The sequence below is a fragment of the Falsiroseomonas sp. genome, from assembly GCF_041690465.1.
Taxonomy (GTDB): Bacteria; Pseudomonadota; Alphaproteobacteria; order Acetobacterales; family Acetobacteraceae; genus Falsiroseomonas.
In genome coordinates this window covers 1-4,201 of record NZ_JAWLHG010000094.1, presented here as the reverse complement: position 1 = coordinate 4,201, position 4,201 = coordinate 1, and the positions used below count along the sequence as shown (strand labels likewise).

Here is a 4,201-nt window from a genome sequence, read left to right as displayed (position 1 = left end):
TCGCGTTCCTCCTCAGCCTCCTCGCCATCAGCGCCCCAACGGCCCCGACGCCAACACCGCAGCTCGCCGCGCGCTGAAATCGCGTTCTTCACGGCCGACCAGCTACAACCTGGCCACCTCCGACCTGATCCTGTGAGGGGGGGCAGGCGAGGGGGCCGACGCGCAGGCGGCTTCCCTCCAGCCGTATTGCTATTGCGAATGACTTGCAATTGCGGTAGGCATCTCCCTGACGCCGCCCGGTGGGTGGCCCATGGAGGGAACCGACATGCCGCTTCGCCGCTCGCTGCTGCGCACCCTGCTTCCCGCCGCCACGCTGCTGCTCGCGGCGCCCGCCATCGCGCAGGCGCAGCAGCAGCAGGGCGGCGAGATCGCGCTCTACTCCTCCCGCCACTACGACACCGACCGCGAGCTCTACGAGGCCTTCACCCGCGAGACCGGTATCCGCGTCCGGCTGATCGAGGGCGATGCCGACCAGCTGATCCAGCGAATCCGCACCGAGGGTGCGAACAGCCCCGCGGACGTGCTGATCACGGTGGACGCTGCGCGCCTCGCACGCGCCAAGGAAGCGGGCATCCTGCAGCCGATCCGCTCACAGGTGCTGGAGAGCCGCGTCCCCGCCAACCTGCGCGACCCCGAGGGCCACTGGTTCGGCGTCTCCAAGCGCGCACGCGTGGTGATGTACGACCGCCAGGCCGGCCCGCCGGCGGGTCTCACGAGGGTCGAGGACCTCGCTGATCCGCGCTTCCGCGGCCAGATCTGCGTGCGTTCCGCGAGCCACCCCTACAACACGTCGCTGGCCGGCTCCGTCCTGGCCGCCAACGGGCCGGAGGCGACCGAGGCCTGGGCGCGCGGCGTGGTGGCCAACATGGCACGCCCGCCACAGGGCGGCGACCGCGACCAGTTCCGCGCCATCCCCGCCGGGCAGTGCAAGCTGGCGATCTCCAACACCTACTATCTCGGCGGCATGGCGACCTCGCCGCGCGCCGAAGACCGCGCCGTGGCGGAGCGCATCGGCGTGCTGTTCCTCAACCAGGGACCGGGCGACCGCGGCCAGCACGTCAACATCTCCGGCGCCGGCGTGGTGCGCACCTCGCGCAACCCGGAGGGCGCGCGGCGCTTCATCGAGTATCTCACCAGCCCGCGCGCGCAGGAGATCTTCGCCGTCGGCAACATGGAATACCCGGTGGTCGCGGATGCGCCGGTGCATCCGGCACTGGCCGCCTTCGGCAATTTCCGCGAGGACCAGCTGAACGCCGGCCAGTACGCCGCCAACGCCGCCGAGGCGCTGCGCATCATGCAGCGCGCCGGCTGGCGCTGACCCCCCCCTCGTGCCGGTCAGCAGGCCAGCACCACATTGCCGATGACGCTACCCCGCTCGACCGCCTCGTGCGCCTCCACGATGTGGTCGAGCGGCATCACCGCACCGACCGCATGCCGAAGCCGGCCCTGCTCCAGCCACCCGGTCAACTGGGCGAGGCCGGCTTCGCGCGCCGCGGGCGACAACTCATAGACGATGAAGAAACGGATCGCCGCGCCGGAAAGGATCATCGGTCCGAAGGGCAGCGGCGTCTCCCGGCTGCCCGAGCCGTAGCAGGCGCAGAAGCCGTCACGCGCGACGATCTGCGGCAGCAGCGCGGCATTGGCAGCGAGATCCACCTCCACCACGCGGTCCACGCCGCGGCCGCCGGTGAGCTGCTTCACCACCTCCGCGACATTTTCCATGCGGTAGTCGATCACCTCGTCTGCGCCCGCGGCGCGCGCATGCGCGGCCTTTTCCGGTGAGCTGGCGGTGGCGATCACGCTCCCGGCACCCAGCAGCTTCGCCATCTGGATCGCGTAATGGCCGACCGCGCCGGCGCCGCCCGCGACCAGCACCGTCTGCCCCGCCACGCCGCCATCGGTCTGCACCGCCCGCCAGGCCGTCAACGCCGGGATGCCGAGGCAGGCACCGGCCTCGAAGCTGGTGTTGTCCGGCAGCCGCACCGCCTGCGCGGCGGGCAGCGCGATGCACTCCGCCGCGGTGCCGAAGGCGCGCTTCCATTGGCCGTTCCAGATCCAGACCCGCTCGCCGATTCGCGCGCGGTCCACGCCCGCGCCGACCGCCTCGATCACACCGGCTCCGTCGCTGTGCGGGATCACGCGCGGCGCCACCATCGGCCGGCTGCCCGCGCGCGTCTTCCAGTCGGAAGGGTTCACGCCGGAGGTGGCGAGTCGCACCAGCACCTCGCCGGGGCCGGGGGAGGGCGTGGGCATCTCGCCGACCACCAGCACCTCGCGCGCCGCGCCATTGCGTTCGTACCATGCCGCCTTCATCGCCATCTCCTGTCGTCTCCTGCCGTGTTGTCCCAGGAAGGCGCTGGTGCGCCAAGGGCTGGGTGCAGCGCGGGGCGAAGCTGCGACAGCGCGATCCTCGTTCGTGGATCACGCTGCAGCCTGTTTCGAGCGACTGATTCACCGCTCCGGCGATTCCGCCTCCGCGGAGCAGGCGCTATAGGCTTTCCGCCGCACCGCAGGACAGGACCCGCCATGCCTGACGCCAAGCCCGAGCCCGAGATCGCCGCGCTGCTGCGACGCGCCGGCTACAACCTGCCGCCGGGGATGCTGCCCGACGACCTCGACCACGCGCATGGGTTGCTGCGCCGGATGCTGGCGCGGCTCGGCAGCCCGGCGCCGGAGGCGGAACCCGCGACCATCTTCCGCCCGGAGGCGTCGCAATGATCCCCGCCGGCATTGCCGAGGCCGCGGCGCTGTTCCGCGCAAGGAAGCTCTCGCCCGTGGAACTCGCGCGCGACTGCCTGGCGCGAATCGCCCGCCTCGATCCGCAGCTGCACGCCTTCGTGCTGGTCGCCGAGGAGCGCGCGCTGGCCGATGCGCGTGCCGCCGAGGCGCGGCTGATGCGCGGAGAGGCGCGCGGGCCCCTCGACGGCATCCCCTTCGCGCACAAGGATATCGTCGGCACGGCGGGACTCGAGACGACCTGCTGCTCGCGCATCCTGCAGGGCCATGTGCCGGATGCGGATGCGCATGCGGCGAAGCGCCTGGCGGAGGCCGGGACGGTGCTGCTCGGCAAGCTCACCACGCATGAATTTGCGCTCGGCGGTCCTTCCTTCGACCTGCCGACGCCGCCGGCCCGCAACCCCTGGGACACGGCGCGCTTCACCGGCGGTTCGAGCAGCGGTTCCGGCGCGGCGCTGGCGGCAGGGCTGCTGCTGGGCGCGACGGGATCGGACACCATGGGCTCGATCCGCTCGCCCGCCGTGTTCTGCGGCATCACCGGGCACAAGCCGAGCTATGGGCTGGTCGGGCGCAGCGGCGTCTTCCCGCTGGCGCAGTCGCTCGACCATGTCGGGCCGATGGCGCGCAGCGCGGAGGATTGCGCGCTCCTGCTGGAGGCGATGGCCGGCCCCGATCCGGGCGACCCGGCCTCCGCGGGGCGGGACGCCGCCGGCGTGGCGGCGGAGTTGGCGCAGGGCGTGAAAGGCTTGCGCATCGGCGTGATCCGCCACTTCCACGAGACCGACAACCGCGGCAGCCCGGCCGCGCTGGCCAACCTGGAAGCGGCGCTTGGCGTGTTCCGTTCGCTCGGCGCGGAGCTGGCCGATGTCACGCTGCCCCCGCTCGCCGACTGGCATGCGGTGGCGGGCACCATCATGCTGGCGGAGGCGCACGCCATCCACGGCGCCTGGCTGCGCGCCCGCTTCGCCGAATATGGTGCGCTGTTCCGCGAGCGCGTGGTGCTGGCCGCGGCGATCGGCAGCGAGGACTACGTGAACGCGCAGCGCAAGCGGCGCGAGCTCTGCGCCGCGATGGAGCGCGCCTTCGCGCAGCACGACGTGCTGGTCACGCTGGCGCAGGCCGGCGAGGCGCCGCTGATCGAGAAGGCGCCGCGCTGGGGAACGCTGGAACTCGGCTCCTTCGCCGCGCCCTTCAACGTGACGGGCGGGCCTTCGGTGGCGTTCGGCACCGGCTTCGGCGAAGGCGGGATGCCGACTGGCATGCAGATCGCCGGCCCCGTCTTCGCCGATGGGCGCGTGCTGCGCGCGGCGCACGCGTATCAGCAGGCCACCGATTGGCACCGGCGCTGGCCGGCGCTGGCGGCCGGCTAGCCCGCGATCGCCCTGGGTGTGCACGCCGCAGGCGGGCACGCCAGGGCGTGAATCGCCGGCTCGAAAGGGCTGGACCCGAGTTGCCCGGACACAGT

The 4,201-nt window shown here is 72.4% G+C and carries 4 protein-coding genes; 3 read left to right on the top strand and 1 reads right to left on the bottom strand.

Translation table 11 applies throughout. From position 1 onward, the window contains the following. Positions 1–265: 265 nt before the first annotated feature. Positions 266–1,318, top strand: a complete 1,053-nt coding sequence (locus ACESM1_RS30145; RefSeq protein WP_372625072.1) for a Fe(3+) ABC transporter substrate-binding protein — start codon at positions 266–268, stop codon at positions 1,316–1,318. Positions 1,319–1,335: 17 nt separating this feature from the next. Here ACESM1_RS30145 and ACESM1_RS30140 read toward each other — a convergent pair whose 3' ends face one another. Beyond that, positions 1,336–2,319, bottom strand: a complete 984-nt coding sequence (locus ACESM1_RS30140) for an NADPH:quinone reductase (protein ID WP_372625070.1) — start codon at positions 2,317–2,319, stop codon at positions 1,336–1,338. A 207-nt stretch (positions 2,320–2,526) separates the two neighbouring features. On the opposite strand from ACESM1_RS30140, the gene ACESM1_RS30135 reads away from it, so the two are divergent. Next, positions 2,527–2,718, top strand: coding sequence for a hypothetical protein (locus ACESM1_RS30135; protein ID WP_372625068.1), 192 nt, complete (start codon positions 2,527–2,529; stop codon positions 2,716–2,718). Continuing rightward, positions 2,715–4,106: an amidase gene (locus ACESM1_RS30130; protein WP_372625066.1), complete on the top strand. Its 1,392-nt coding sequence runs from the start codon at positions 2,715–2,717 to the stop codon at positions 4,104–4,106. Before ACESM1_RS30135 ends, ACESM1_RS30130 begins: the two co-directional genes overlap by 4 nt. Positions 4,107–4,201: the final 95 nt, after the last annotated feature.

What these genes read in the sequence shown, in the direction of transcription:
- ACESM1_RS30140 (WP_372625070.1), bottom strand. Translation starts at nt 2,319, where the DNA reads ATGGCGATGAAGGCGGCATGGTACGAACGCAATGGCGCGGCGCGCGAG.
- ACESM1_RS30135 (WP_372625068.1), top strand. Translation starts at nt 2,527, where the DNA reads ATGCCTGACGCCAAGCCCGAGCCCGAGATCGCCGCGCTGCTGCGACGC.
- ACESM1_RS30145 (WP_372625072.1), top strand. Translation starts at nt 266, where the DNA reads ATGCCGCTTCGCCGCTCGCTGCTGCGCACCCTGCTTCCCGCCGCCACG.
- ACESM1_RS30130 (WP_372625066.1), top strand. Translation starts at nt 2,715, where the DNA reads ATGATCCCCGCCGGCATTGCCGAGGCCGCGGCGCTGTTCCGCGCAAGG.